Below are 26,612 nucleotides of genomic sequence, written 5' to 3'. Positions count from 1 at the left end.
CAGCCATCGCAAGGTAAAAATTTATATATAATAAATGGTATTAAAAGACCAATTTGCCGCGGTTACTCTTCCACCTGATGGTTTTATACCTAAACGACGTAAGCCCTACCTCTCTTACATCCTAACGGCTCCGAAGCCGATCCAGTGTGAATAAGTTTTACTTTTAAAACATAAGCAGAATGCCAGAATAAAATTCTTACATTGCGTTATCTCGTCTATTACAAGTTACATAAATGTTAAGCACAATTAATAATAATACATCAAAATATATTGTGTGTCAACAATATATTTTGAGACAGCTGTTTATACTCTTAAAGGAATAAATGAATAATTAATAGAAATATAAATAAAAAAGGATTAAATAAGGAGGGGAAGAATGCTTTTTTTTCGTAAATTGTTTCTAACAGCTTCACGATACCGTTATCGAACCGTAATTCTGTTTACCATGCTTTTTATTATTGTAAATGCAGTAATCATTCGATTCTTAGAGCCGAAGACTTTTGAAAGCAGCTTACATGCAGTGTGGTGGATTCTCACGACGATGACGACAGTAGGTTATGGAGATGTATACCCTACTACAGACGCAGGAAGAACCTGGGCGATGCTTGTCGTTTATACATTAGGGATAGGCTTATTTGGAACAGTTATTGGGGTGATAGTAGAGAGTGTTTCACAATATAAAAAGCGGAAGGAGGAGGGGAAATTGTTATATAAAGGTGAGAACCATTTTGTCATTATTGGCTGGACTGCCAAAAGTAAGAGTACTACTAAGGAACTATTATTATGTGATGAGAAAACGGATATCGTATTGATAGACGAATTTGAAAAGACTCCATTTGAACATGAACGGTTTCATTATATTCAGGGGAGTCCGACAGATGTTGAGACTTTGAGAAAAGCTAAAATTGAAAATTCCCAAGCTGTTTTGTTATTCGCAGCTGAAGGGATAGGAAATCCTGATTTGGTAGATGGCAAGACACTGTTAACTGCTTCCTCGATAGAACGCTATGACGAAGGGACGGAAAAGAATATTTATACGATTGCAGAGATCATCAATGAAAAGCATGTTGATAATTTTAAGCATGTTAAGATTGATGAGTTTATTTTATCAAATGGGTCCGTGTCGAATCTAATGGCGAAATCTGCACAAATGAAAGGAGCCAGTCATCTATTTACACAATTGTTAAGCAGGCAGGATGGAGATGGAGGAAGTGATCTGTGGGAAGTGAAAATTAAGCCAGAGTGGAAAACATACGGTGCTGCTTACGAATACCTAAAGGAGAAAGGGGCTCAGCTTATTGCTGACCGACATGATTTGAACATACTAAAGAAATGGAATGAACCTATCCCAAAGGAAGCTAGATTATTTGTCATATGTGATAAATATACATATCAAACTCTATAAAAAAACGCATCATAACGATGCGTTTTTCTCAATAGGTTAAACATCCTGCAATAACAATCCCGATAGAAACGGAAAGTAATAGTAGAAATAGACCAACAGCACGGTTATCGTCTTCAATACTTTGGCTGATGTTAAACCGGGGTGTAAGTAATTCGGCAAGATAAAACACGATAATCTGTGCCACAATTCCAATTGCTCCCCATATCACCATATCTAATAGAGAGATGGAGTTAGCAAGGGCTGAATATAAGACGATGGCAAGCCCCAGCAGTCTGCCCCCTAATACATAACTTGCGGCTTTGTTTCCCTTTGCCATTAAAGAAAATTCCTTTACCTTTGTGGTGATTTCCATTAAAAAGAGTCCAACGATTAATAATGCAATAGAAACACCTAAATATATCAAGAAATCTAACAATTAAACCCCTCCTTTTTTATTCCTACCGGTAAGAAATAAGACTCATTCCCTGTGATTTTACCTCCTGCTCGAATCCCAATACTGCTTGGTTTCCCAGCAATCAGGAAGGAACCAAATACTATAGATAATTCTTCGATACCTTTTTCTGTCTCAAGTGAAACAATTGGAAGTCGCACATAAGATTGGTAGACAGGCAGTTCCTTATGGTAGGTTTGAAAGGAATTTTGAGCGTCTATTTCGCTGTGTTGATCCCATATGGTAATGGTATCTCCTTCCCTGCCGAAAGATGGTTTCTGGACAAAGGCGGTGGTACCTGCAAATTCATCTGCCTCAAGAAAGGTAGGCAGCATGTATGTGTTTATCCAATCCCGTTCTTCCTTTGTATAAAATTGTTCATTTTCTGCCAATCCCCAAATCAAACATTGAATGGATTTAGGTTGAAGCAGAAATGCTGAAACTGGATTTACAATCGATAATTTCCGGTCCTTAGCAAGTTGTAATAAGTCAACTCCTACGAGATCCCCTGTATTTGGATCACGGTCCTCAAGTAAATGTTCAAGAGGGTAGGTCTGGCGATATAATACATCAATGGGTACACCGTTTGAATCTAAAAGTGCGTCATCGGTAAGCCGCAGTTCTGAAAGAGGGAGGATTTGATTAGGAACCTTACATAACTGACTTAAGTATACCGTGGTATTCCAATCCTCCATATGGTCATGGTGAGCTGTGAACACAACATTTGGTGATATATAGTCCTTTGAGGATTCAAGGATAGCCTTAGTGATACCAGAAGCGAGGAGCCGTTCTTGGTTCTCATTCGGGTTATCAAAGCCAAATTCTGAACAAGCCATCCCGTTGATTTGGAAGCATTCAACGATAAAGGTAGGAGTGTCAGCATTAAACTCAAGCATTTTTATCCCGGTGTTCGTTAAAGCAAAATCAAATCGAGAGATAACGGATTCAGGAAAAAGACTTTTCATCCGAAGAAATGGAAGACTTGCTGCAGGGAAACCTAGTTCAAGTAGCTGTTCGTCTTCAAGACTGCGAAGGAGACCTGCAGTTTTGAAAAATACCCTGCCCATTCTTTCTGTTGCTTCCTTCAACAGGGTGTGTGTCTGCTCTGTAATACTATAAACATGATATAAACTGTATTCACTTCCGTATAAGTTCGACCAAAAGTCAGGAAATTTGGAGTAAAATTCCCTTCGTTTATTTGCGTATGTGGTCATGTGCAATTAACCTCCAAATCCACCTTTCGATCCGCTCCCAAAACCGCCTTTGAAGCTTGAGGAAGACTTGTAAGATTTGGAAGACCTGTAGGACTTGTAGGCGGAAGAATTTAAAAGTGCCGACCTGCTATGGAAAAACATTCCGCCGTAAAAGAAGTGGCCATAGTGACTCGAGCGATTATCGTCACATTGCCAAACTCCTTCATCATCATCCCATTCCCAATCAGCACAGTCTGTATCTTCTGGTACTGGGGGTAAGTCCTGTGCCTGGGAACAACCGGCAAGGGTAGTTCCAGCCATAAGAGAAGTAAGAACGCCAGAGATTAACCATTGGGTTTTCTTCACCTTCCCACGCTCCTTTTGTGAGTTATAATATTTATTATAAAAGTAAATTTCAGGAAAACAATGGTAAGATAAAAAGAAAACGAAAAGAGGGATGGATAATGAGGTTGGAATATCGACTTGATGACAATATAAAACAATATCCTGCCTTGTGGAATTATCAAAATATTACTCCTGTTGAGGCAGTGGCAAGAATGACCTGCGAATACTTCGTAAAAGAAGGAGAGACATACGCGGTAAGCGCCACAGCTATGGACCCAGATGGAACAGCTGTTTTGTATGTAACAAAAGAAAGTTACATCAACGATTCCTCCGATCCCATCTATTCTCACATTGGTTTTGAAGTGAGGGAACTGAATGGTACGACATCTAAATTAGTAGAAGGAAAAGATGTTTGGGACCATGAAGAGATTTTGTCGACGCTTCATTCCGATTTCATCTACCTTCAAAAGGATGGTAAGTTTATGGAGTTTGAACTTGATTCACGAGAGATAGATGAGGATAGAAGATGTTACATCTTCTACGGAACATTTTCTGGTAAAAATCGATAAAAAATCACAAAAAAATAAGCTAGCCACTTAATTGTGGGTAGCTTTTTATGTGACAAAAGAACTATCCAAGGTGGATAAATATATTTTGGATATAGTTTTTGGCGGGAGTGAAACTTCTCATAAATATTGGTAAGGGTGGTCTGATTTGGAGGGAATATAATTTTAAATACATATTTCTTAGAAAAATAAAGTAAATCAATACAATATCATGTGTAAAAAGGCTCGGGGGTATAAAAGTGCTTTTACGTACGCAAGTTTTTTGTCGAATATCATCGAATTCCAAAAAAAAACAACAGGATTTTTCTTGGAAAGGTGGTAGAATGGTAGGAGACAATTTGTATTAAATTGTAAAGGAATATCTAAGGGAGTACCACCTATGAAAGTAGAGAACATAGTTCATAATTTACTTTATGAAGAAACGAAAGCAACAAAGCTATTTTTGTGGTTATTTTATATTTTTTATATCGCTTTTGAATTAATTTATTATTATCTATTTCCCAACTTATATAGTAATGGGGGGATTAGTAAATATAAAGAAGGATTGGGATTATGGTACTACTTCTTTATTATTGGTATATTTCCGCTTGCCATTTACTATTTTAAAAAAGGGAATCCCTACATTATTAAGTATCTCTATATTTATACCTTTATAGTTATCGATACTGTTCATAACTTAATCATTTATATGGGAACGGACAAACAATTTGCTGCAGGAAGTATCGTTGAAGTTGTTTTTATTCTTTTCTCCCCTATTTTTGTTAATAAAAAATATTATTGGACAGTTTCTTTAGGGATGGTGTTAAAGTATGGTCTAATTGGATTCATGATACACGATATACAGGTTGTAGCTCCTGTGATCATATATATAATTCTTTCAGCCATTGCTTTGATTATTTTAATACGATTTGAATCCTTTTTAGATTCCTTAACGAATGCTCATGAAGAACTTCGAAGGAAAGAAAAACTTGCTGTTATAGGTCAAATGGCGGCGGCTATTGCTCATGAAATACGAAATCCACTTTCATCCTTAAAAGGTTTTACACAACTGCAGCAAGAAAGATATCCAAATACAAATGATTTTTATCCCATTATGATTCAAGAAATTGATCGGATTAATTCAATTGTGGAGGATTTAATGACACTTGGAAAACCTAAGGAAATCAAATTTTCAAAAGCAAATATAGAAGAAATCATTGCCTATACTCTATCAATAACACAACAAGAGGCAGAGAGGCAGGGTGTTTCGGTTGAAACAACGATGACTGGACCTTTACCTCCACTCGATTGTGACAGTAAGCAGTTAAAGCAGGTTTTTATTAATTTAATAAAAAATGCAATTGAATCTATGTCTGAGGGTGGAAAAATAAAAGTTAGTGTGAAGGTTTTAGATGGGACTAAGATGAATATATCGATTCAAGATGAAGGATCCGGTATAGATGAGGAAAGCATTCCAAATCTAGGTGAGCCATTCTTTACTACTAAAACTGACGGAACAGGACTTGGATTGATGGTTTCAAACCAAATTGTTCAAGACCATAATGGGGAAATTACGATTAAGAGCAGTCTTGGAAAAGGCACAACGGTTAATGTAACTGTACCAATCTCACGGAATTATAGGAAAATTTAATTCTATAAATATACAAAAACTATCAATATAATATGTTACAACGTTATCTCCAATGAGATATAATGTAGAGGAATATAGAATTACAGAGGTTTTTGTTGGAAAATGGAAAAAAGTAAAGGTATAAAAATACTTATATCTTTTCTAATCATAACGAATTATATAATAAACATGTGTGAGAAATACGGAGGAATATATGATACCACATGAAGAAAAACAAACGGTAAAATGGTATTTATTAATATCATATATTTTAATAATAGGATGGGATGTATTCTACTACTACATTAGTCCTAAGTATATCGAAGCTAATGGTGACATTGGGTTTCCAAATAATAATAATATATGGTATCTCAACTATATCGTGTTATTGGTTATACTACCCGTTGCCTATTACTTAAATAAGGTCAATAAACAGAATTGGATTAAATATATATTTATTATTAGTTATTTAAGTGTATCTTTTCTTGTTGATATCGTTTCCTTTCACGGGAAAAATGACGAATATTTGAGCGGGAATGTGGTAGAAATCTTTTTAATTCTATCATTGCCCATTTTCTTAAATACCAAATACTATTGGTTAGTTACACTTGGAGTTACTTTAAAATACATCGCAACAGGAGTTTTATTAAAAACATCCGTAGTAGTCATGCCAATAGTATTAATTGCCATTTTATCTGGATTGTCATTCTTTTTATTAGTCCGTTTCCAAGGATATGTCCGTGCGCTTAGCAGCTCCTATGATAACCAATTAGAGGGAATTGTAAAAGGAGTGATAGCTACTCTCGAGCTGAAAGATCCTTATACGAGAGGACATAGTGAGCGTGTGGCCAAATATGCATTAATGTTTGCGAATGAAATTGGCAAGTTTTCTAATGAAGAACAAAAATCTTTCTACTATGCCTGTTTACTTCATGATATTGGTAAAGTGAATATTCCTGATCAAATTCTAATGAAGCCTGGTAAACTTACCGATGAAGAATTTGAAATCATAAAATCTCATCCAGTAGTTGGTGCTGAAGCGGTTAAGAATGTGGAAGGAATAAAGAATAGTATTTATGTGATCCGTTCTCATCATGAACGTTGGGATGGTAAAGGGTATCCTGATCAATTAAAGGGAGAAGAAATACCTTTACTAGCTAGAGTTTCTGCCATTGCCGATGCATTTGATGCCATGACATCATCTAGGTCATATCGCGATGCATTGCCATTTGAAGAAGCGTATAACCGAATTATTCAAGGACAGGGTTCACAATTTGATCCTATGCTTGTGGAAAAGTTTAAAAAGATTTTCCCTGCTTGGATTAAATTTCATCAAAGTTATCCTTGGTCAGAAAAATGGGAATCACTTAGGGAGGTGGAGTAATGAAAATCCGCAAGCTTAAAAAGGTAAAAACAACTTGCTGGTGGTGTATTTATTACGGAAAATAATAAAAAATAAAAAAGGATGCAAGCGAAAGCTATGCATCCTTTATTTATAATAATTTTGTGGAGGAGCGGCTTTTTAAATGAACATCACACTCCATTCAAGTATTTCCATCGTTCCGATCGATATTCACAAGGATAAAAAGCATTATATAGTCGAAGACAAGCTTACTGGAGAGTTTTATGAAATGCCAGAAATATGTATTGAAGCAATTAATAGGATAAATCAGGGGTTTCCGCTAGGTGAAATCGAATCAACGCTTATGGAGAAATTCCCAAAAGAAGAGGTGAATCTAGTCGATTTTGCCAATCAGCTATTAGAGCTGGAATTGATTGACCAGATTGATGGTGTAACGATTGAAAAAAAACAAATTTCAAACGAGCAATCTGGGATGCTGTGGGTTTCTCCTAGAATGGGTAAATTCTTTTTTAATAAGTTTACTGTCCTATTATATAGTGTAATATTTCTATTAAACATAGCGCTGTTTATTGTGTTTCCTTCTTTATTTCCCCACCGTGATGATATTTTCGTTTTTGATATTATGTTTGTAAATGTAATTGTTTGGATGTCGTTAAGCTTTCTTTTTGTGTTAATTCACGAATTTGGTCATGTTCTTGCTATTAGATCGCACAATCTTCCAACGAAAATGGAAATTGGCCATCGAATGTTATTTGTCGTTTTATTAACAGATATGTCTGCAATCTGGAAATTGCCGCCTAAGGATCGAAATATACTTTTCTTGGGAGGTCTGTATTTTGATTCAGTTCTGCTTTTTATAGCGCTAATTGTTCAGTTGTTGTTTCCGAATGGTTCCAATTTTATTATTGGGTTAATGCACTTTGCCGCTTTTGATATTGTATTGAGAATGATATTTCAATGTTGTATTTATATGAAAACAGATTTGTACTTTTTGTTTGAGAACGTCTCTGGCTGTTACAACTTGATGGAAAATGCCAAACATGCCCTTAAAAAACGGCTATCTTTTTTAAACTTAAAATCAATAGACGAGGTTGTTTTTGCTGGTGAAAAAAGAGTGGTTTCTACTTATACGATTTTCTACTTTTTAGGTTTTGTCGTAACCATTGTCCTATACTTTTTGTATTTTATTCCACAAGTGATTCAGATGGGAAAACAGCTTCTCCCCGGTTTTCTTAAACCTCCAACAAGCTTACTGTTTTGGGATGCCCTCATTTTTTCATTACAGGTCAGCATATTTATTATCTTGCTTCTATATTCATGGCGAAAAAAATACCTTCTTCACAAAGTGTGACAAAACTTTGTCTAAAACAAAAATTCTAAGGGTTTTTTCCCCGACAGATGGGGGAGTTCCCCTATACAGATAACACTAACGAATTTCTTACAATAAGAGTAAGAAAACTCGTTAGTGTTATTTTTTTAGGAGGAGCTTATATGCAGACAAATACTTCAATAAATAAAAAAGCTGGACGCTCGATCAATGATGCCTTTGCATCCAAGTTTGCTAAATCTATGTTTTTAACCGTTACTGCAATTGTCATTCTATCTTTTATTGCAACTAGAATGTTTACCCATGTTGATTTAAATCTATATGGATATATGGTTGGAACTGTAGTCTTTATCGGAGGTTTTTTCTACCGTTTTATCGCTTGGGGTGAAAGACCGCCAACAAAAATTTTCATTAAAAAAGGGTTAAAACTTTTGAAGAGAAAAAGCACCCCGAAAACGGCTGTTAATCATTTAGCCATCTATGATTTTATTAAAAACCGCGGGTTGTACCGCTGGGTGCAGCATATTTTAATCGGTTGGGGTTGTGTCCTTGCGTGTTTAGTTACGTTTCCACTCGTGTTTGGCTGGATGTACTTCACGATGGATGATAACGGCTACTATACGATTGTCTTAATGGGAATGAATTTAATGAAGGTAAAAGCAGATGGCATCATCGCTTGGTTCTCCTATAATGCGTTAAACATTGCAGCTATTATGGTGACAGCTGGTGTATGTATGGCTTTACGCAGACGCTTAAAAAACATGCAGGCAAGAGCAGAACAAAAGTTCATCTATGACTTCCTGCCACTTTATTTATTGTTATTTATTTCAATCACAGGTCTTTTATTAACCGTCCAAAACGTATTTTTACATGGCTGGATGCAGCCGCAAATGTCATTGATACACCAATTTTCCGTTATCGTTACATTAATTTATTTACCATTTGGAAAGCTCGCTCATATACCTTTCCGTCCGGTAAGTGTTTTTGCAAGAAACTATCGTGAACACTACGCCGAGAAGGAAGAGAAAAAGTGTAAAGTATGCGGTGACCATTTCGTATCGGTTGAACAGTCAAATGATGTTATTCAAGTTTTGGGAGTAAATGCAATTGAATTTAACATGGAAGATGGCTTTAATCTCGCTGAACTATGCCTCCCATGCCGTAGAAAATATCGTATTTCAAGATTCTCAGGATTTGCAACACACCAGGTGAAAGTTAAGGAGGCAAACCAAAATGCAAAGGGATAAGTTTTTTAAAGAAATTGAAAATGTTATTCATCCAAATGAGACGCTAGTAAAAACACATTGCAGCTACTGTGGTATGCAATGCGGGATGAATTTACGAGTAAATACAAAGACCAATAAGATTATCGGGGTTGAGCCTCGTTATGATTGGCCAGTGACAGTTGGAAAAATGTGTCCGAAAGGAGTTACGGCTTATCAGCAGACAAACCATGATGATCGTATCCTAAAACCTTTAATTCGTGATGACGCTTCATTAAAAGGAACGAAAGAAGGTTTCCGTGAAGCGACATGGGATGAAGCATATGACTTAATCGTGAAAAATTTTCAACAGCTTCAACGTGATTATGGCAAGGATTCACTAAGTGTTTATAGCGGTGTATCGATGACCAATGAAAAGTGTTATTTAACTGGAAAATTTGCACGTGTAGGCTTGCAGACACGTTACATTGATTACAATGGCCGTTTTTGTATGGCGAGTGCTGCTGGCGGATTTATGAGGTCATTTGGAGTTGACCGTGGTTCTACCCTTCCATGGACAGATCTTCATGAAACAGATTGTTTGTTTATTGCGGGAAGCAATACAGCGGAATGTCACCCAACATCCATGTTCCGCGTATGGGCCGTTCAAGAACGAGGCGGGTATTTAATTGTTGCAGATCCTCGTGAAACACCAATTGCTAGAAGAGCGGATGTTCACTTAGATTTAAGACCGGGCACGGACCTTGCATTGGCTAACGGAATCTTAAATTTATTAATCCAAAACGGCTATGCAGATGAAGAATTCGTTAATAACCATACAAACGGTTTTGAAGAAACCAAGGAACTAGTGAAAGAATTTACACCTGAATATACGAGTGAGCTTACAGGAGTTGCTCCAGAAAAGATTATTCGTGCTGCAGAAATTTACGGAAAAGCTCCAAATGCCATTGTCATGTTTGCACGCGGAATTGAGCAGCAAGTTAAAGGTGTAGATAATGTTTCTGGATACACAAACATGGCATTAGTGACTGGGAAAATTGGCCGCCCTAAAGCAGGTGTTGCTACTTTTACAGGTCAAGGTAATGGTCAAGGTGGCCGTGAGCATGGTCAAAAAGCCGACGCACTTCCTGGGTACCGAAAGATTAATAATCCCGAGCACGTAAAGGCAGTGGCTAAGGTTTGGGGGATTGAACCAGAAGAAATGCCTAAAGAGGGCGTTTCTGCATATGAAATGTTTGGATTAATGGAGCAAAAGGTCATTCGTGGATTGTACTTATTATGCTCTAATCCAGCTGTTTCAGCACCAAACTTAAATTATGTACGTGAGCAGTTAAAAAATCTAGATTTCATGGTTTGTTCTGATTTTTACTTATCAGAATCAGCAGAATATGCAGATGTAATCCTGCCAACCACTACTTGGTCTGAGGATGAAGGAACCGTTACAAATCTAGAAGGACGTTGTATAAAAATAAACAAAGCTCAAGAGCCGCTTGGTGAATCGAAACCAGATTGGCAAATTCATGTTGAGTTATGTGAGCGTTTAGGCAGAGGTAAATACTTCTCTCATTTAAAGACAGCTAAAGATGTTGCAGATGAGTTCCGCTTAGCTTCAAAAGGCGGTTATGCAGATTACTACGGAATTACATGGGATAAAATCGAGAAGCAAGATGGTGTATTCTGGCCATGTAAAGATGAGAATGATCCTGGGACACCACATATGTTTTTAGATAAAAAATTCTATCATCCAGATGGAAAGGCAAAAATTTGTGCCCTTCCTTACCGTCCGCCAGCAGAAGAGCCGGATGAAGAATATCCGTTGCGCTTAACAACTGGACGTGTCGTTTATCATTATTTATCAGGAAATCAAACTAGAAGAATCAACTTCTTACGCGATATGTGTCCTGAGCCATACGTAGAAGTACATCCAGAAACAGCAGAACAATATAACATTAAACATGAAGAATTTGTCCGCCTCTATACTCGCAGGGGAGAAGCTGAATATAAAGTAAAAATCACGGAAGCGATCCGTAAAGATACGGTATTTGTGCCTTACCATTTCGGCCATGATAAATCAATTAATCTATTAACAATTGGCGCACTTGATCCAATGTCACGGATGCCGGAGTTCAAAGCGTGCGCAGCACAGATTGAAAAACTAGAACTAAAGAAGGTGCAGTAAATGAAAAAGAGGCTATATTTAGAACTTGAAAACTGTATAGGCTGCCGCTCTTGTTTGGCAGCTTGTACACAGTGCGGCGGTCATGAGGAGCGCAACCGTAACTATGTCTACGATGTTAACCCGCTTGTTAACCGTCAGACAATGCCTCTAATGTGCCTTCACTGCGTGAATCCAGCATGTGCTAGAAGCTGTCCGGCGCAAGCAATTCAAATTCATGAAACAGGAGCTGTTCTTTCGGCTCTTGTTGAAAAGTGTATTGGATGTCAAAATTGTACGATTGCTTGTCCATATGGAATTCCGAAGTTTGATACAGAACAAAATTTAATGTACAAGTGCGACCTATGTATTGACCGTACAAAAGACGGCATTCCTCCAATGTGTGCCAGTGTATGTCCATCCAATACATTGCAATGGTTAACAGATGAAGAAATTGAAGCAAAACAAAAGCAATTTAATTTAGATAATGGTAAATGGGTTACAAGCATGCATTATTTAGAAGGCGAAACCAATGTTAGAGTGAATCTCCCTGGTATCCTCCAGGGTGTCACGAAATTGTTTTAGGAGGGATTAACCATGACAGATAAAAATAATAAAATCCCGTTTAATGAAGATAACTATACTCATAATATAAACCGTAATAATGAAAGAAAACTAGACCGCCGTGGGTTTATGAAAACATTAGTTGGAGCAGCAGGAGTATTCGCTGTTTCCTCACTTCCGTGGGGAGCAGTAGCAGCAAAAGAACTTATTGGTTTAGGAGATAAGAAATATCCAAAGCAAAAAATTACTGACGTAACCGCAATACCTGTCGGTGACGCAGTTGATTTTCATTTTCCGGGTGAGCATGATAGTGCAATTTTAATTAGGCTCTCCGAAAATAAATATGTGGCCTATCAAAATGCCTGTACACATCTCCGCTGCCCGGTATTTTGGAAAAAGGATGAGGGTGAAATGCTTTGCCCATGTCATCACGGCAAATTTGATGTCGAAACAGGTGCGCCTACTGCAGGGCCGCCTAGAAGACCGCTTCCTGAAGTCTATGTGAAAGTTGAAAACGGCGCAGTTTATGCCGTGGGGGTGAAACGATATGAAGCGTAGTTACCTTCCTGTTGCCCTCCTTCTTGCTGTGTTAATGCTAAATATCATTGTTACACAATATATGGTCCATCAATATTTTTATCAGAATTATGTCAATACAATTGTTGCTGGGGTCATGAATGTCGTATTATTTCCACTCGCTTTCATCATCTATAAAAAAGGTGTGAATGTTAATGACAAGTGAAACGTATCTTGATTTTTGTTTTATGCGAGGACAATCAGGTGGATTTTCCGTTGAAATTGAAGAAATATTAAAGGAAACATTTGGGGAGAAACGTTTAAATTGGTTTCTAGAGGAAAAGACAATGGATGGTGCTGAAATGGTGATTGCCGAGGTAAAGGGGATGAGTGATTGGAATTCAGAAGAAGAAACAATCACTTTCCTTGAAGAGAATGCCGGCGAAAAGTTTTGGGAGTATCTTCAAGGCTATAAAATGTTCATCTACCCCGTAAAGAGAGGGTGTAATAGCTGTGGAACCCATTAACCTAGAGGAACTGAGAGGATTGGTCAGGGCTTCTGTTGAAATCACAGTCCATGATCAACAGGGCAGCGATCAAGCGCCAGCTATAAATAAGAAAATAGAAAAAATAGAGTACTGTCCTGACAAAACGCATATCCGCTTCTATTTTGATCATTTCAATTTTATAGCTGTCCCACTTGCGAGTAATATGGCGCATTCTGAAACAATGTTCTCAGCGTCCGATACTGAGAGTGGATTAACCTATACATTTAGAAAAGTTTAATTAAATAAGGGTAAAGGAGGGAAAGTAATGGAATACTCTGCAACAAGAAATCAAATGAGTTCCTATATCATTCAAGCCCAAGAGGAGGAAATTAAAAGAATCTCCTTAGAACTTCATGAAGGTGTAGGACAAAACTTATTCAGCATTTTAACGGGTTTAAAAGTAGTGGAATCCGGGATAAAAGAGGATCATGTTAAAAATCATTTACATGAAATGACTCAGCTGATTGAAAAAACAATGCAGGAAATTCGATTACTTTCCGTTGAACTATACCCCCCTGCACTTACCGCTCTTGGATTACTTCCAGCTATTAAGAGTTATATTAAGGTGTACACTTCTACTTTTGGAATTGTAGTTGAGCTTTCCTCCATAGGAGAAGAAAAGCCCATCCTAGAGCAAAATAGTATTGCAGTGTTTCGAGTTTGTCAGGAGGCACTTACAAATATTGCTAAATATGCCGATACATCAAATGTTAGGATAGATTTGAAGTGGAGTAATAGCGAACTAAAAATATCTATTTTTGATTTTGGAAGGGGCTTCCAGATAGAAGATCTAGAAAAGAACCCTTATTCACTCGGAATTGCTACAATGAAGGAGAGAATGCTTCTAACTGGCGGACAATGTGAAATATCCTCTAAAATAGGAGAAGGTACGTCTATTGAAATATCTCTTCCTATTTAGGAAGTAAAGGGGGGTAACATTTGATTAAAATTTTATTAGTTGATGACCATGCAGTGGTAAGAAGCGGCTTAAAAATGCTTTTAAACACAAATCCTGAGATGGAAGTAGTCGGTGAAGCTTCCGAGGGAAATGAAGGAATCAAAAAAGCGTTGAAGCTTAAACCGAATGTTGTTGTCATGGATTTAAGCATGCCGCATGGAAAAGATGGATTATCGGCGACCGGAGAATTAAAAAAGCAAATGCCTGAAGTGAATATCCTCATTTTAACGATGCATGATGATGAAGAATACTTATTTCGAGCGGTTCAAGCGGGGGCATCTGGCTGTATTTTAAAAAGTGCACCGCATGATGAGTTAATGTCTGCGATTGAATCTGTGGCAAATGGAAATGCCTACCTTCATCCTGCGGCTACGAAGCGATTAATGGAAGAATACCTTGGAAGCCTTAAACATGGCAGTAATGATACCTACCAACTATTATCAGATCGTGAAAAAGAGGTTCTTACACTAATTGCAAAAGGATATTCCAATAAGGAAATTGCTGAACAGTTAGTGATAAGTGTAAAAACGGTAGAAACTCACAAAGGAAATCTAATGGAGAAACTTCAGATGAAAACCAGACCAGAATTGGTTGAATTCGCCGTAAAAAAGGGGTTATTAGGTTATGGTATTTAAGGAGTTTTTTCGCGGATGACCGAGATTAAGGGGATGTCACAGGTAAATGAGGTTTGTGAAGGATTAAAGAAAAGAATTGGCTGTGAATTTGTTGCTTTAGCCCTTCAAAATGAGGTAGGACCAGATGTACGCTGGCATTATGCTTCAGGAAATTTAAATGATAAATATAAAAGAATCACTGTCCGGTTTGGAAAAGGAATTGCTGGAAAAATAATTTCGAGCGGCAGTCCTATGATGTTGATTGACTTCCCAAATGATATATATGGAAAGGTAACAGACCATCCTATTATGCTTGCTGAGAAACTTGTTTCCTGTTATGCAGTGCCGATATTTTTCAATTCTTCACCAAAAGGTGTTCTGCTAGTTGGAAAAAGAGAAAAATATACATTCTCCGAAGATGACCAAGAAATGGTTCAGGATGCTGCCTTGGAATTAGAGCAGATATTACAAAACCAGATATTAGGCTTAGGGGGATATGTATGAACAGAGACCGGCAGCAGCTTGAGTTTGCAAACCTTGAGTTAGAATTAAAAAAATCAATGCAGGAATTAATCGATATAAAGTTTGCCCTTGATGAATCTTCTATCGTGGCAATAACCGATTCAAGAGGTACGATTACATATATTAATGATCAATTTAGCCAAATATCCAAGTATCCAATAGAAGAACTTCTTGGCCAGGATCATCGAATATTAAATTCGGGATACCACCCAACTAGTTTTTTTAAAGAAATGTGGAAAACAATTGGTTCGGGGAAGGTATGGAAGGGTGAAATACGCAACCGTGCAAAAGATGGAACATTTTACTGGGTTGATACTACGATTGTTCCGTTTATGAACGATAATGGAAAACCCTATCAATATTTAGCAATCCGCTACGAAATAACCGAACGAAAACGGGTTGAACAAGAATTACAGAAAATGATGACAACAATCATCGATGTTCAGGAAGAAGAACGAAAGCGTTTATCTCGAAATTTACATGACGGAATCGGGCAGAATTTATATAGCCACCTCATTACCATCAATCGTCTGCTTTCTGAAATGAATCATCCTCTGCTAGTGCAAATGCAAACTGAAGCAACCCAGCTAATAGAGGAAATCCGAGATATTTCATGGGAACTGCGTCCTTCTGTATTAGATGATCTTGGACTTGTTCCTGCGATTCGTTCGTTTCTATCTCGTTTTTCAGAAAACTATCATATCGATGTTTATTTTGAGTGTGTACTAAATCGCCGCTTAGACATTAGCGTTGAACTAACGATATATCGGATCACGCAAGAAGCCTTAACGAATATCAGGAAGTATGCAGAAGTTTCCGAGGCAGCTGTTACAATTAGAGAAATAGATGACGTTATTAGAGTAATGATCGAGGATAAAGGAAAAGGATTTGAACTGGATTCCCAATCCCGTGGTGTTGGTCTGTTTAGTATGGATGAACGGGCAAGGGCTGTTGGTGGAGAGCTTACCATCAATTCTTCACCAGGTAAAGGAACAAAAATTATCCTAGAGGTCCCAGCAAAGCCAAAACGATAAAAATAGAACCAAGCATTTTTGCTTGGTTCTATTTTTATGTCTAGCTTTACTATATTTTAAAAGAACTTTTTAAGGAAACGATTCGGTTAAAGACGAGCTTATCAACGGTAGTATGCTTTGGATCAACATTGAAATATCCATGTCTAAAGAACTGGAATTTATCGTGCGGCATGCTTTCTCTCATATTCGGCTCTACAAATCCCTGTAATACTACCAATGAATCAGGATTCACATTGTCAAGGAAAGACTTTTCTTCTTCTTCCGTTCCATCTTCTGTTTTATCGAGGATTAGTGGCTCGTATAGACGGAACTCTGCTGGAACGGAATTGGTTGCTTCCACCCAATGAATAGTTCCTTTTACTTTACGGCCTGTAAACCCAGTACCACTTTTCGTTAACGGATCATAGGTACAACGCAATTCAATGACTTCTCCGTTAATATCCTTAATTACTTCTTCACACTTAATGAAATAAGCATGTTTCAGACGAACTTCATTGCCTGGGAAGAGGCGGAAATATTTACTCGGAGGATTTTCCATGAAATCGTCTTTTTCAATATAAATTTCACGTGAGAATGGAATTTTCCGCATGCCCATTTCAGGAACCTCAGGATTAATCTCTGCGTCAAGTAACTCAATTTGACCTTCCGGATAGTTAGTAATGACAACTTTTAAAGGATTTAAAATGCCCATTGTCCTCGGGGCCTTCAACTTTAAGTCTTCTCTAACAAAGTGTTCGAGCATTTGCGAATCAACCGCACCGGAACCTTTTGATACGCCTGTTTCACGAACAAAATTACGAATGGATTCAGGGGTAAACCCTTTGCGCCTCATTCCAGAAATAGTCGGCATCCGCGGGTCATCCCATCCATCCACAAATCCTTCGTCAATGAGCTGCTTCAATTTACGCTTGCTCATTACAGTGTTAGTCACATTTAAGCGACCGAACTCAATTTGCTGCGGTGTACTTTCCATTTCACATTGTTCCACTACCCAGTTATAAAGTGGGCGTTGATCTTCAAATTCAACGGTACAAATCGAATGCGTCACGTCTTCAATGGCGTCCTCTAGCGGATGTGCAAATGCATACATTGGATAGATACACCACTTATCACCAGTGTTATGGTGTGTAGTGTGAGAAATTCGATAAATGACAGGGTCGCGTAAATTGATATTAGGAGACTTCATATCAATTTTGGCGCGGAGAACTTTTTTCCCATTTTCAAATTCTCCGTTTCGCATCCGCTCAAATAAATCGAGGTTTTCCTCAACTGAACGATCACGATAAGGACTTTCTTTACCAGGGGAAGTCAATGTCCCGCGGTATTCACGAATTTCATCAGCAGATAGATCATCCACGTAGGCAAGTCCTTTTTTGATTAATAGAACCGCACGTTTGTACATTTCTTCAAAATAATCAGAAGCAAAGAATAAGTTATCCCACTCAAATCCAAGCCATTTCACATCTTCTTTAATCGAGTTTACATATTCGATATCTTCCTTTAACGGATTGGTGTCATCAAATCGTAAATTAGTTTTTCCGTTAAATTCATCCGCTAATCCAAAGTTAATGATAATGGATTTAGCATGACCGATATGTAAATATCCGTTTGGCTCTGGAGGGAAACGAGTGATAATTTTATCATGCTTACCGGATTCCAAATCCTTAATCATAACATCTTTTATAAAATTAGAACCTAGATTGTCCACTCTATTCAACCTCTTTCTTTCATCTATTACTTATAAATAACATAAATTATGATATTTTTCCATTGTACCCAACAATTCATTAGAAAAATAGTGAAATTGGCAAAAAGAATGCAAAAAAGCTACAATATAAGCTTGAAGAAGTAATGGGAAGGGGATATTTTATGATTAAGCTAGGTACAGTCGGAACAGGATGGATTACATCCTCCTTTATTGAAGCAGCAAAGCAAAGCGGGAAACTAGAATTAACCGGTGTTTATTCAAGGACAGTCGATAAGGCAAAGGAACTTGCCTATACATATAACGCAGCACATTATTTTACCGATTTGGAGGAAATGGCTAAAAGTCCTGAAGTTCAGGTGGTCTATATTGCTTCGCCCAATTCAGTCCATTTTGAGCAGGCACTTACCTTTTTAAAAAATAAAAAGCATGTCATTTGTGAAAAACCGATCTTTTCTAATACGGCTGAACTAGAAGAAGCCTATCAAATGGCTGAGGATAATGGAGTTTATTTATTTGAAGCGATACGAAATATTCACACCCCGAACTTTCGTATACTCAAGGAAAAAATTCAAATGGCAGGAAATCTAAGAAGTGCTATGCTTCCCTATATCCAGTATTCTTCTAGGTATGATTCGTTTTTGAGAGGGGAAAACCCAAATATCTTTTCAAGTACTTTTTCTGGGGGTGCCTTGGTTGATTTAGGTGTGTATCCACTTTATTTAGCAGTGGGCCTATTCGGAGAACCAAAGAAAGTTACCTATCATCCAGTTATCTTATCAAGCGGTGTTGATGGCAGCGGTACCCTTGTATTGGAGTATCAAGAGTTTATCTGTACCATTTTATGTTCTAAGATCTCTCATTCGGTAATGCCATGTGAAATTCATGGAGAGAAGGGAACCTTCGTCCTTGAAGATGCGGCACCGATTTCCGAGATAAAATTCATCGACAGTCACACAAAAGAGAGTGAAATCTTTAGTGTTGCCCAAGAAGATAAAGACATGGTCTATGAATGCATGAAATTTGCTGAAATCATTAAAAAAAATGATGACCACGAATATAAGAAGTTACAAGAAATGAGTATGATTGTTCTGCGAGTAACGGAAGAAGCGCGGAAACAGAATAATATTGTGTTTGGAGTAGAACACAAGGGGAATTTGTAGATTGTTTTAACACTGGCTTAACGTTTATCAGCTATTGCCCAATTTTGTCTGATATAAGTATACGGTTGTGAAATCTTTATGAAAACGATATTTTCGATGACTTTTATCACACCCCCAATTTTGCTTCGTTCCTTATATTTAAGGAGAAGAAGATTGGAGGAGTCATAATGAAGTCAAAGAACTGGTATAAGAAGCAGTTGAAGAGAAAGCCGGTTCAAATAACGAGGTACGTCGTACAAGCGCTATTCCTGTTGTTTTTACTATATGTTGGTGTTCGCTTTTATCAATTTTATATGCATTTTGAGACCCTCGGAGAAACACCTTTTGTTAAGAGACCGGCCGCGGTTGAAGGATTTTTGCCGATTAGTGCACTATTGGCATTAAAGGTTTGGCTTGCCACTGGAGACTTCGACTTAATTCATCCAGCTGGACTGGTATTGCTAAGCTTTTTTGTAGGTGGTGCCATTATTTTCCGAAGATCATTTTGCAGCTGGATCTGTCCAATTGGAACAGTGAGTGAATGGATTTCAAGATTAGGAAAAAAGCTGTTTAAACGTAATTTTGAAGTACCCACGTGGCTCGTTTGGCTGCTAACCCCCATTAAATATTTATTATTGCTGTTCTTCTTGGGGATGGTTATTGTAATGCCTACCTATGGGGCGATTGCCTTTTTAAATGAACCATATAACAAAATCTCTGATGTGAAAATGCTGACATTTTTCTTAGATATTAGCGGTTTTGGCTTAGGAGTTCTTATCGTAATGTTTATGCTATCCTTATTTTTTAGGAACTTCTGGTGCAGATTCCTTTGCCCATATGGAGCGTTCATTGGGCTTGGCTCGATATTTAGAATTTCCAAAATCAGCAGAAATGAAGAATCGTGTACCAATTGTGAAATGTGTACAAAGGTTTGTCCGTCCAGAGTAAAAGTGCACAAAGTAGAAACCGTAAATAACCTGAACTGTACGGCTTGTATGGCCTGTGTGGAAGCATGCCCTGTAAAGGACACCTTAAATATGACGGTTGTGAATAAGAAGGTAAGTAAATGGTTTATACCAGTGACATTTTTTGTGGCCTTCTTTTTAATTATCGGCTTTGCCAAACTAACAGGTCACTGGGAAACCATCATAAGTTATGAAGAATGGAAAATCCTCATTCCTGAAGCAAAATATATAGATTAATAGATCAGTAACCTGTTTAAATAAACAGGTTATTTTTTTTATTCTAATTATTTTATAAAATGTGGTTGAAAAACCCAATATTGTCCAATATAATAAGATTATAAATTTCCAAATAAACAATAACATTTCCTATTTGGAAATCCAAGGGAGGTAAACATCATAAAAAAGGCTAATATTCTCTTGAAGCTAGAAAAAAGTGGTGTGATTGCCGTACTAAGATCAGACACCAAAGAAGAATCACTAAAAACGATTGAGGCGCTCGTAAACGGCGGGATTACCGGCTTAGAGGTAACTTTTACTACTCCGCAAGCAGACGAGGTTATTCGTGAAACAGCAGCAAAATATAAAGATAACTCTACTATCGTTGTCGGTGCAGGAACTGTTCTTGACGCAATGACAGCAAGAATCGCAATTATGGCGGGAGCTGAATTTGTCGTAAGCCCAATGTTTGATTCTGAAATTGCGGGGATTTGTAATCTTTATCATATACCATATTTGCCAGGATGTATGACGATAACCGAAATGAAAACAGCCCTTCGTTCAGGTGTAGATATTATTAAACTATTCCCTGCGAGTACATACGAACCTAGTTTTGTGGATGCCGTTAAAGCACCGCTTCCACAAATTAATATCATGCCGACAGGCGGAGTGAATTTAGATAACATGGCCGAGTGGATAAATAAAGGCTGTGTAGCGGTTGGTGTAGGCGGGAACTTATTAGCTCCTGCTAAAACAGGAAACTACGATCAAATTACGAAACTAGCTAAGCAATATATAGATAGGTACCATGAAATTAAGATGGTGAGCGTATGAGCAGCATTCTAACTTTTGGCGAAATTATGTTAAGGCTTTCAACTTTAACTGGAACACATTTTAGCAATGCTGCAAGCTTTCAGGCCCATTATGGCGGAGCAGAAGCAAATGTCGCGGTGAACTTGGCTAATTTTGAGCATGACGTTGCTTTTGCAAGCAAAGTACCCGACAATGCTTTAGGTCTTGCTGTAAAAAGACACCTCCAAAAGTATGGAGTTAAGACAAAAGAGTTGCATTTTGGCGGCAATCGTCTTGGAACCTATTATCTTGATAGTGGTGTAGGCGAGCGTTCTTCCGCCGTTATCTATGACAGAGCGAATTCCAGCTTTGCTTCATTGCAGGAATGGGAATGGGATTACGAACAGCTTTTTGAAAACGTAAATATTCTTCATGTTTCTGGCATAACACCAGCACTTTCGGAAAAGTTAGCGGAAATTACTCTGGATTTAGTAAAAGAAGCTAAAAAGCGGGATATTAAAGTGAGTTTCGATATTAATTTCCGTTCTAAGCTCTGGAATCATGACCAAGCGTCTAAGGCTCTATCAAAAATCCTGCCATATGTGGATTATTGCTCTGCAGGAAAAATGGATGCGCTTTATTTGTTAGGCATTCCTGAAAATCAATCAGGTCAAGATGATACAGATTACTACTATCAAAAAATGAATGAGAAATATAGCAATATTGAAATCTTTTATTCTACCAAGCGTGAAGTCCACTCCGCTACCTCTAATTCCTTACAAGGTACGCTTTGGAAAGATGGAAAAACCTATGTATCTAAAGTTCATAAGCTGGAACCAATCGTCGATCGGGTTGGCGGCGGAGACGCTTTCTCAGCAGGTATACTGCATGGATTAGTTACAGGTGCAGACCTAAACTATACGGTCTCCTTTGCAACCGCATACTCTTGCTTGAAACATACCATTTATGGTGATTGTAATCCATTTACGATAAAAGAAGTAGAAAATCTTATGGAAAATGGCAGTGCAAAAATAAATCGATAATAGGAGTGAATAAAATGGAAACTCGCTATACACATAGCCCAGAGGATATTCGTCATTATTCAACAGAACAACTACGCAAGGAATTTTTAGTAGAAAGTATTTTTGTTCCAGGAGAAGTTAGATTAACGTATACCCATAACGATCGTATGATTTTTGGCGGTGTAACACCAACAGATCAACCGTTAACAATAGAACTTTCTACAGAATTAGGAGTTACCTATTTCTTAGAACGCCGTGAACTAGGTGTTATTAATATTGGCGGGCCAGGATCAATCGTTATTGAAGGTACAGAAGAGCCAATGAAAAAGCAAGATGGCTTCTACATTGGAAAAGAAACAAAGGATCTCCAATTTAAATCAGATGATCCGTCTAATCCAGCAAAATTCTATACAGTGTCTGTACCGGCACATCACAAATATCCAAATGTAAAAATTAGTATTGATAAAATCGAACCAATGGTGACAGGTGATTCAGCAACATTAAATCACCGCTCCATCTATCAATATATTCATCCAAACGTTTGTGAAAGCTGTCAGCTTCAATTAGGCTACACAATCCTAACTCCAGGAAGCGCTTGGAATACAATGCCATGTCACACACACGAACGACGTATGGAAACATACCTTTATTTCGATATGAAAGAAGATACACGTGTATTCCATTTCATGGGCAAACCGGATGAAACAAAACACTTAGTGATTGCCAATGAGCAAGCTGCCATTTCTCCGAGCTGGTCAATCCATACTGGAGTTGGAACAAGTGACTACACGTTCATATGGGCTATGTGCGGCGAGAACATTACTTATAATGATATGGACATGGTTCCAATGAAGGATTTAAAATAAACCAACATTACGGAGGTTTTCAGAAATGACGAATGACTTGCAGCAATTCTCACTAGATTATTTTAAATTAGATGGTAAAGTTGCGATTGTGACAGGCGGTAATACAGGCCTTGGACAAGGATTTTCGGTAGCTTTAGCAAAGGCTGGTGCTGACCTTTTTGTTGTCACGCACGGGAAAAATTGGGATGAAACAAGAGAACTCATTGAAAAAGTAGGTCGTCGTGTAGAGTTTTTTCAAGGCGATTTAACAAATAAACAAGTTTCTAAAGATATTATTGCTAAATGCTTAGAAACCTATGGAAGAGTAGATATTTTAGTTAATAACGCTGGTACGATCCGACGTTCTCCATTACTAGAATATAAGGAAGAAGATTGGGACGCTGTAATGGATATTAATTTAAACGCCGTTTACTTATTAAGCCAAGAGGCTGCGAAAGTAATGGTCGAACAAGGCAGCGGAAAAATCATTAATGTGGCTTCCATGCTTTCTTTCCAAGGTGGTAAATTTGTACCATCCTATACAGCCAGCAAACATGGTGTAGCAGGGTTAACAAAGGCCTTTGCTAATGAATTAGCGATAAATAACGTACAAATTAATGCCATTGCACCGGGTTATGTTGAAACTAAAAACACGGCGCCCATTCGTGAGGATGAAGTGCGTCATGCGGAAATTACCTCTCGTATTCCCGCTGGCCGTTGGGCAACACCTGCGGATCTGCAAAGTGTAGTAGTCTTCCTAGCAAGCAAAGCTTCGGATTATATGAATGGAGCCATTATTCCAGTCGATGGCGGCTGGTTAGTTCGCTAGAAAAAACTGTTTATAGTATAAATTACTAAGAATATAGCTATTTTCTATATAGCTATATTCTTTTTCATTATCTGGGGGAAATAACCATGTACTACTCTACTATAGCAATAAATAATCGTAGAAAAGAGATTGTAAGCTTAGCAGCTAAAAAAGCACTGGACCTTCCATTAATGGAAAGTGGATACTGGTTTCATAATGATATACGAGATAATTTTTATTATGCTATTCATTTATTTGCTTATTGCGCAGATAAGGATTTTGAATGTGATTGGAACGAAGAACAAATTAAAAAAGCTAAAGATTTAGCTGTTACTATGATTCAGAAGGTACTATCGCTTCAGGAGAAAAATCCTCACGATCTCATGTATGGTCATTGGCCATTGAATTTGGGAGTCGAACCATCTAAAGCAAAACCCAATCCTCTTCCTGTTGAATTGATGGGCTGTTTACTTATATTGTTCTACAACAAATATCAGCATGATCTGCCTACTAATGTAAAAAATGATTGCTTTCAAGCAATAGCACATATATACGAAAGTAATGTTTATAAACATCCTTTGATTTATATGTATCACCATGAAGCAAAGCACACTTCTTTAAAAATATTACTAGGAGATTTCTTTCAAAACAAAGAGTTAGTGAAACAGGGCCGCCAACTCGCAGAACAACAATTAAATCATATAAGAAGATATGGATTTAAAGAATACGGAGCACTTCCTTGGTTCTGGCATTGGGTCCAATCCTTTACATGTGTATGGGAAATTGTGGAGGATTTGGAGATAAAGAGGACTATGAACGAACTTTTAGACCATTTATGGGGGCTGCGGGCGGATTACTATTTAAAGGGAACCTGGGTAGGTCCACATTCACGCCAGTGGCCGCATGATGCTCCGAAGGATACGAATACACTATTGGATTATATCCAATTTGGTGACTTCCCTTTACCAAATGAAACGGTTAGATTGGAAGGGACTGGACTATTTACGTATGAGCTTTCTGAAGATATGGTAAGGAGAGTTACCAATCGTACACAACCAAATGAGATAAAACGAAAAATCCAATTTTCAAATGCTGATGATCTCGTGTCAGAAGAAGCTCATACCTATGTCTATGTAACGCCTGAATACGCAGTTGGTGGTATTTGGGAGAGAATAAATGAATATGACAATGAACAGCATCGCTGGGATATTACTTTGCCAGTAATACAATCTGAAAGTGTGAATCAGGCGTATTTTTTTCATCCAGGTGTAAATTATGTCCCTGATGATGATCGTCATGCAAGTTCTTTTGGAGAAGTCTTGTTTCACAAGGACACTGTGATTCAAATTTGGAATGTCCCTTTGGATGAAAAGGAAGCAATTCCATTTATTATTGGCTGTCTCCCAAAAGGAGAGTGGAAGTTTAATAAACATAGGGGATATGGTAAAATTGGAGATACCTTTTTACAATTCCATTTAATGAACGAATTTAATTTGGAAGAAAAAGAAGATAGAATCTCTATTACGAGCCCGCTTTCTTCTAATTTGAATGGAATTATTATGGAGATAGTCTCTTCTAAAGATGCGGATGGGTTAGGCATAAATGATCTGGAATCATTTATAACTGCTATGAATAATAAGAATGAAAATTGTTTTACAGGTGATATTTCAATTGGGAAAATAACTTTGTCCTATGTAACAAGGAGAAATGAATTGTTACATTTCAGTTTGGACAATCAAGGAAATAGTAAACGATCCGTAAATAACATAGAACATTCATTTGAAGAGTATGGAATTAATTAAATACCATATAAAATGATGGATGAAGGGAGGTAATACAATGGAGAATGCCAAACAACCTTATGGTACGGTTCTAATAAAGGCTGCGAGTATCCTTGATGTACTCTCGGCAAAGAAAGAACCACAATCCTTAAATATTATTGCGCAGGAAACAGGTCTAACAAGTTCAACTGCTTTGAAGATATTAGATACCCTTCTTCTAATTGGTTATGTGAAAAAACATCCTGAAACAAAAAAATTCGAACTTGGAAGTGCCTTGATAAAGTACGCAAATAAATATCTTGCAAATTTGGACATTTCAAAAATTTCATATCCCTATTTAAAAGAACTGCAAAATAGTTTAGATGAAACGATACACTTAGGTGTTCTAGAAGGCGATGAAATTTTAACGGTTAACAAGCTGGAAACGAATAAGCCAATTGTCTGTTTGAATTCTAGAATTGGTCTATCGAAGCCTCTTTACTGCTCTGCAATGGGGAAAGCAGTACTTGCAGAAATGCCAGAAAATAAATTATTAGCTTATTTAAGTCGAGTGGAACTAAAAGCTATAACGGAAACAACGATTACAGATTCAGAGACTTTGTTAAGGCAGTTAGAGGATATAAGAAGAAATGGGTATGCTGTAGATGACAGTGAAGGTGAGAAAGATGTCTATTGTCTAGGCGTATCACTGGTAATGAATAACCAAACCTATGGAGCTTTTAGCGTCAGCGTACCAGCCTATCGCATTTCACTTGAGGTAAAAGACCAAATCGTTCAAGCTATATTGAAGACAAAAGAGAATATCCTTAGAGAACTACAGCAAAATTATGTTTTTATATAACTAATCAAAAAGAATCTATTTAAAAGCCTTTGTGCAAAAATAGATTCTTTTTGTTTGTAATTAAAGATAAGCTTCATTCCGCCCATTTTTTCATATATATAATAAAAAATAAAATGGGGTAGT

At 37.4% G+C, this 26,612-nt stretch carries 28 protein-coding genes; 24 read left to right on the top strand and 4 right to left on the bottom strand.

Annotated features, from left to right (window positions below):
* The first annotated feature begins 376 nt into the window (after positions 1-376).
* Positions 377-1,405 carry a potassium channel family protein gene (locus ACN6MT_RS28625; protein WP_419954176.1) on the top strand — a complete coding sequence of 343 codons (1,029 nt, stop codon included), beginning with the start codon at positions 377-379 and terminating at the stop codon, positions 1,403-1,405.
* Positions 1,406-1,433: 28 nt separating this feature from the next.
* Here ACN6MT_RS28625 and ACN6MT_RS28620 read toward each other — a convergent pair whose 3' ends face one another.
* Genes ACN6MT_RS28620 through ACN6MT_RS28610 form a run of 3 tightly spaced genes read right to left on the bottom strand, consistent with a single transcriptional unit; the run spans position 1,434 to position 3,349 of the window.
* Positions 1,434-1,820: a DUF350 domain-containing protein gene (locus ACN6MT_RS28620; protein WP_034677346.1), complete on the bottom strand. Its 387-nt coding sequence runs from the start codon at positions 1,818-1,820 to the stop codon at positions 1,434-1,436.
* Entirely contained in the window at positions 1,814-3,049 is a 1,236-nt protein-coding gene (locus ACN6MT_RS28615) for a glutathionylspermidine synthase family protein (RefSeq protein ID WP_419954175.1), read from the bottom strand. The genes ACN6MT_RS28620 and ACN6MT_RS28615 overlap by 7 nt, the downstream gene beginning before the upstream one ends.
* Positions 3,050-3,055: 6 nt before the next feature.
* Entirely contained in the window at positions 3,056-3,349 is a 294-nt protein-coding gene (locus ACN6MT_RS28610) for a hypothetical protein (protein WP_411834014.1), read from the bottom strand.
* Positions 3,350-3,492: 143 nt separating this feature from the next.
* On the opposite strand from ACN6MT_RS28610, the gene ACN6MT_RS28605 reads away from it, so the two are divergent.
* From ACN6MT_RS28605 to ACN6MT_RS28535, 15 genes are all read left to right on the top strand, one after another.
* The gene (locus tag ACN6MT_RS28605; RefSeq protein WP_419954174.1) at positions 3,493-3,942 is read left to right on the top strand and encodes a hypothetical protein; all 450 of its coding nucleotides are present in this window, start codon (positions 3,493-3,495) and stop codon (positions 3,940-3,942) included.
* 376 nt (positions 3,943-4,318) lie between these two features.
* The gene (locus ACN6MT_RS28600) at positions 4,319-5,569 is read left to right on the top strand and encodes an ATP-binding protein (RefSeq protein ID WP_419954173.1); all 1,251 of its coding nucleotides are present in this window, start codon (positions 4,319-4,321) and stop codon (positions 5,567-5,569) included.
* Positions 5,570-5,762: 193 nt separating this feature from the next.
* Positions 5,763-6,932 carry an HD-GYP domain-containing protein gene (locus tag ACN6MT_RS28595; protein WP_419954172.1) on the top strand — a complete coding sequence of 390 codons (1,170 nt, stop codon included), beginning with the start codon at positions 5,763-5,765 and terminating at the stop codon, positions 6,930-6,932.
* Between the two features lie 142 nt (positions 6,933-7,074).
* Positions 7,075-8,262: a hypothetical protein gene (locus ACN6MT_RS28590; protein WP_419954171.1), complete on the top strand. Its 1,188-nt coding sequence runs from the start codon at positions 7,075-7,077 to the stop codon at positions 8,260-8,262.
* Positions 8,263-8,402: 140 nt separating this feature from the next.
* Positions 8,403-9,485, top strand: coding sequence for a hypothetical protein (locus tag ACN6MT_RS28585; RefSeq protein WP_419954170.1), 1,083 nt, complete (start codon positions 8,403-8,405; stop codon positions 9,483-9,485).
* A complete protein-coding gene (locus tag ACN6MT_RS28580) occupies positions 9,472-11,640 on the top strand; it encodes a molybdopterin oxidoreductase family protein (protein WP_419954169.1) in 2,169 nt (722 codons plus the stop codon). The genes ACN6MT_RS28585 and ACN6MT_RS28580 overlap by 14 nt, the downstream gene beginning before the upstream one ends.
* Positions 11,641-12,201 carry a 4Fe-4S dicluster domain-containing protein gene (locus ACN6MT_RS28575; RefSeq protein ID WP_419954168.1) on the top strand — a complete coding sequence of 187 codons (561 nt, stop codon included), beginning with the start codon at positions 11,641-11,643 and terminating at the stop codon, positions 12,199-12,201. It abuts the gene before it with no gap.
* A 12-nt stretch (positions 12,202-12,213) separates the two neighbouring features.
* Complete coding sequence (locus ACN6MT_RS28570; RefSeq protein ID WP_419954167.1) at positions 12,214-12,738, top strand: ubiquinol-cytochrome c reductase iron-sulfur subunit; 525 nt, start codon at positions 12,214-12,216, stop codon at positions 12,736-12,738.
* Positions 12,728-12,922, top strand: a complete 195-nt coding sequence (locus tag ACN6MT_RS28565) for a hypothetical protein (RefSeq protein WP_419954166.1) — start codon at positions 12,728-12,730, stop codon at positions 12,920-12,922. The genes ACN6MT_RS28570 and ACN6MT_RS28565 overlap by 11 nt, the downstream gene beginning before the upstream one ends.
* Positions 12,912-13,223 (top strand): hypothetical protein, encoded by a 312-nt coding sequence (locus ACN6MT_RS28560; protein ID WP_419954165.1) that lies wholly within the window; start codon positions 12,912-12,914, stop codon positions 13,221-13,223. Before ACN6MT_RS28565 ends, ACN6MT_RS28560 begins: the two co-directional genes overlap by 11 nt.
* Entirely contained in the window at positions 13,210-13,482 is a 273-nt protein-coding gene (locus ACN6MT_RS28555) for a hypothetical protein (protein WP_419954164.1), read from the top strand. Before ACN6MT_RS28560 ends, ACN6MT_RS28555 begins: the two co-directional genes overlap by 14 nt.
* 27 nt (positions 13,483-13,509) lie before the next feature.
* Entirely contained in the window at positions 13,510-14,163 is a 654-nt protein-coding gene (locus tag ACN6MT_RS28550) for a sensor histidine kinase (RefSeq protein ID WP_419954163.1), read from the top strand.
* Positions 14,164-14,183: 20 nt separating this feature from the next.
* Positions 14,184-14,837: a response regulator gene (locus ACN6MT_RS28545; RefSeq protein WP_063253150.1), complete on the top strand. Its 654-nt coding sequence runs from the start codon at positions 14,184-14,186 to the stop codon at positions 14,835-14,837.
* Between the two features lie 15 nt (positions 14,838-14,852).
* Entirely contained in the window at positions 14,853-15,320 is a 468-nt protein-coding gene (locus ACN6MT_RS28540) for a GAF domain-containing protein (protein WP_419954162.1), read from the top strand.
* Complete coding sequence (locus tag ACN6MT_RS28535) at positions 15,317-16,372, top strand: PAS domain-containing protein (protein WP_419954161.1); 1,056 nt, start codon at positions 15,317-15,319, stop codon at positions 16,370-16,372. Before ACN6MT_RS28540 ends, ACN6MT_RS28535 begins: the two co-directional genes overlap by 4 nt.
* A 49-nt stretch (positions 16,373-16,421) precedes the next feature.
* Here the strand turns inward: ACN6MT_RS28535 and ACN6MT_RS28530 are convergent, their stop codons facing one another.
* Positions 16,422-18,044 carry a glutamine--tRNA ligase/YqeY domain fusion protein gene (locus ACN6MT_RS28530; protein ID WP_419956549.1) on the bottom strand — a complete coding sequence of 541 codons (1,623 nt, stop codon included), beginning with the start codon at positions 18,042-18,044 and terminating at the stop codon, positions 16,422-16,424.
* Positions 18,045-18,244: 200 nt separating this feature from the next.
* On the opposite strand from ACN6MT_RS28530, the gene ACN6MT_RS28525 reads away from it, so the two are divergent.
* The 8 genes from ACN6MT_RS28525 to ACN6MT_RS28490 all read left to right on the top strand — a co-directional run bounded on the left by ACN6MT_RS28525 (position 18,245) and on the right by ACN6MT_RS28490 (position 26,489).
* Positions 18,245-19,240, top strand: a complete 996-nt coding sequence (locus ACN6MT_RS28525; protein WP_419956548.1) for a Gfo/Idh/MocA family protein — start codon at positions 18,245-18,247, stop codon at positions 19,238-19,240.
* A 167-nt stretch (positions 19,241-19,407) separates the two neighbouring features.
* Positions 19,408-20,421, top strand: a complete 1,014-nt coding sequence (locus tag ACN6MT_RS28520; protein ID WP_419954160.1) for a 4Fe-4S binding protein — start codon at positions 19,408-19,410, stop codon at positions 20,419-20,421.
* A gap of 159 nt (positions 20,422-20,580) precedes the next feature.
* Positions 20,581-21,234, top strand: coding sequence for a bifunctional 4-hydroxy-2-oxoglutarate aldolase/2-dehydro-3-deoxy-phosphogluconate aldolase (locus ACN6MT_RS28515; protein ID WP_419956547.1), 654 nt, complete (start codon positions 20,581-20,583; stop codon positions 21,232-21,234).
* Positions 21,231-22,235 (top strand): sugar kinase, encoded by a 1,005-nt coding sequence (locus tag ACN6MT_RS28510; RefSeq protein WP_419954159.1) that lies wholly within the window; start codon positions 21,231-21,233, stop codon positions 22,233-22,235. Before ACN6MT_RS28515 ends, ACN6MT_RS28510 begins: the two co-directional genes overlap by 4 nt.
* 14 nt (positions 22,236-22,249) lie before the next feature.
* Positions 22,250-23,080, top strand: a complete 831-nt coding sequence (gene kduI, locus ACN6MT_RS28505) for a 5-dehydro-4-deoxy-D-glucuronate isomerase (protein WP_157411761.1) — start codon at positions 22,250-22,252, stop codon at positions 23,078-23,080.
* A gap of 25 nt (positions 23,081-23,105) precedes the next feature.
* Positions 23,106-23,888 (top strand): 2-dehydro-3-deoxy-D-gluconate 5-dehydrogenase KduD, encoded by a 783-nt coding sequence (gene kduD, locus ACN6MT_RS28500; protein ID WP_419954158.1) that lies wholly within the window; start codon positions 23,106-23,108, stop codon positions 23,886-23,888.
* 86 nt (positions 23,889-23,974) lie between these two features.
* Entirely contained in the window at positions 23,975-25,669 is a 1,695-nt protein-coding gene (locus ACN6MT_RS28495; RefSeq protein ID WP_419954157.1) for a hypothetical protein, read from the top strand.
* 37 nt (positions 25,670-25,706) lie between these two features.
* Entirely contained in the window at positions 25,707-26,489 is a 783-nt protein-coding gene (locus ACN6MT_RS28490) for an IclR family transcriptional regulator (RefSeq protein WP_419954156.1), read from the top strand.
* Positions 26,490-26,612 lie beyond the last annotated feature (123 nt).

This window comes from Neobacillus niacini, assembly GCF_048572935.1.
Lineage (GTDB): Bacteria > Bacillota > Bacilli > Bacillales > Cytobacillaceae > Neobacillus > Neobacillus niacini.
The sequence above is the reverse complement of the archived record's forward strand: the minus strand, read 5'-3'. Positions and strand labels throughout refer to the sequence as shown.

What these genes read in the sequence shown, in the direction of transcription:
- ACN6MT_RS28535 (WP_419954161.1), top strand. Translation starts at nt 15,317, where the DNA reads ATGAACAGAGACCGGCAGCAGCTTGAGTTTGCAAACCTTGAGTTAGAA.
- kduI (WP_157411761.1), top strand. Translation starts at nt 22,250, where the DNA reads ATGGAAACTCGCTATACACATAGCCCAGAGGATATTCGTCATTATTCA.
- ACN6MT_RS28625 (WP_419954176.1), top strand. Translation starts at nt 377, where the DNA reads ATGCTTTTTTTTCGTAAATTGTTTCTAACAGCTTCACGATACCGTTAT.
- ACN6MT_RS28495 (WP_419954157.1), top strand. Translation starts at nt 23,975, where the DNA reads ATGTACTACTCTACTATAGCAATAAATAATCGTAGAAAAGAGATTGTA.
- ACN6MT_RS28540 (WP_419954162.1), top strand. Translation starts at nt 14,853, where the DNA reads ATGACCGAGATTAAGGGGATGTCACAGGTAAATGAGGTTTGTGAAGGA.
- ACN6MT_RS28510 (WP_419954159.1), top strand. Translation starts at nt 21,231, where the DNA reads ATGAGCAGCATTCTAACTTTTGGCGAAATTATGTTAAGGCTTTCAACT.
- ACN6MT_RS28560 (WP_419954165.1), top strand. Translation starts at nt 12,912, where the DNA reads ATGACAAGTGAAACGTATCTTGATTTTTGTTTTATGCGAGGACAATCA.
- kduD (WP_419954158.1), top strand. Translation starts at nt 23,106, where the DNA reads ATGACGAATGACTTGCAGCAATTCTCACTAGATTATTTTAAATTAGAT.
- ACN6MT_RS28530 (WP_419956549.1), bottom strand. Translation starts at nt 18,044, where the DNA reads ATGATTAAGGATTTGGAATCCGGTAAGCATGATAAAATTATCACTCGT.
- ACN6MT_RS28590 (WP_419954171.1), top strand. Translation starts at nt 7,075, where the DNA reads ATGAACATCACACTCCATTCAAGTATTTCCATCGTTCCGATCGATATT.
- ACN6MT_RS28580 (WP_419954169.1), top strand. Translation starts at nt 9,472, where the DNA reads ATGCAAAGGGATAAGTTTTTTAAAGAAATTGAAAATGTTATTCATCCA.
- ACN6MT_RS28605 (WP_419954174.1), top strand. Translation starts at nt 3,493, where the DNA reads ATGAGGTTGGAATATCGACTTGATGACAATATAAAACAATATCCTGCC.
- ACN6MT_RS28490 (WP_419954156.1), top strand. Translation starts at nt 25,707, where the DNA reads ATGGAGAATGCCAAACAACCTTATGGTACGGTTCTAATAAAGGCTGCG.
- ACN6MT_RS28615 (WP_419954175.1), bottom strand. Translation starts at nt 3,049, where the DNA reads ATGACCACATACGCAAATAAACGAAGGGAATTTTACTCCAAATTTCCT.
- ACN6MT_RS28585 (WP_419954170.1), top strand. Translation starts at nt 8,403, where the DNA reads ATGCAGACAAATACTTCAATAAATAAAAAAGCTGGACGCTCGATCAAT.
- ACN6MT_RS28565 (WP_419954166.1), top strand. Translation starts at nt 12,728, where the DNA reads ATGAAGCGTAGTTACCTTCCTGTTGCCCTCCTTCTTGCTGTGTTAATG.
- ACN6MT_RS28575 (WP_419954168.1), top strand. Translation starts at nt 11,641, where the DNA reads ATGAAAAAGAGGCTATATTTAGAACTTGAAAACTGTATAGGCTGCCGC.
- ACN6MT_RS28570 (WP_419954167.1), top strand. Translation starts at nt 12,214, where the DNA reads ATGACAGATAAAAATAATAAAATCCCGTTTAATGAAGATAACTATACT.
- ACN6MT_RS28600 (WP_419954173.1), top strand. Translation starts at nt 4,319, where the DNA reads ATGAAAGTAGAGAACATAGTTCATAATTTACTTTATGAAGAAACGAAA.
- ACN6MT_RS28595 (WP_419954172.1), top strand. Translation starts at nt 5,763, where the DNA reads ATGATACCACATGAAGAAAAACAAACGGTAAAATGGTATTTATTAATA.
- ACN6MT_RS28520 (WP_419954160.1), top strand. Translation starts at nt 19,408, where the DNA reads ATGAAGTCAAAGAACTGGTATAAGAAGCAGTTGAAGAGAAAGCCGGTT.
- ACN6MT_RS28550 (WP_419954163.1), top strand. Translation starts at nt 13,510, where the DNA reads ATGGAATACTCTGCAACAAGAAATCAAATGAGTTCCTATATCATTCAA.
- ACN6MT_RS28610 (WP_411834014.1), bottom strand. Translation starts at nt 3,349, where the DNA reads ATGGCTGGAACTACCCTTGCCGGTTGTTCCCAGGCACAGGACTTACCC.